Annotated in this window: 1 protein-coding gene; it reads right to left on the bottom strand. The window is 42.5% G+C overall.

The window, feature by feature from the left end; translation table 11 throughout:
* On the bottom strand, positions 1-381 hold a 381-nt coding region (locus tag BTA35_RS17240; protein ID WP_078320921.1), incomplete at its 3' end, for a phage Gp19/Gp15/Gp42 family protein.
* Between the last annotated feature and the right edge of the window lie 26 nt (positions 382-407).

The raw sequence follows: 407 nt of genomic DNA, 5'->3' as shown, positions 1-407 counted from the left end.
GATATTGATCCCCCCTATTTTTTGTCGTTTCAGTCCTAACCGTTTGAGTTCCGAATCTTTAATAAATAATCCACCGCCAGGACTCAGATAGGTGCCAGACCAAGTATAGCCAAGTGCCGATTGACTTTCTTGTACCATTAGTTGACCTGTGGTTGGAGTCATGAGTGTCCTAGCGATGATGTCAACTGTAATAGCTTTTAAAACACTTGCGTAAGACACGCTATCGGCAAATGACTGGTCTAAATCTTTACCTACTTTTTCAGCTTCCAAGCGTAACGTGTTAGAGACGACTGCCAAGAGCGCCTCTGCACGTAACATTTCATCTGTTGTCAATGGTCTCCACAATAACGAAACATCTTCAACTGTTGCAAAATTAGCCATCATAACCTCCTATTTCGAGGCTACTT

Origin of the sequence: Oceanospirillum linum (assembly GCF_001995095.2) — a bacterium.
Classification (GTDB): Bacteria; Pseudomonadota; Gammaproteobacteria; order Pseudomonadales; family Halomonadaceae; genus Oceanospirillum; species Oceanospirillum linum.
This window is presented reverse-complemented; position numbering and strand designations above follow the sequence as displayed.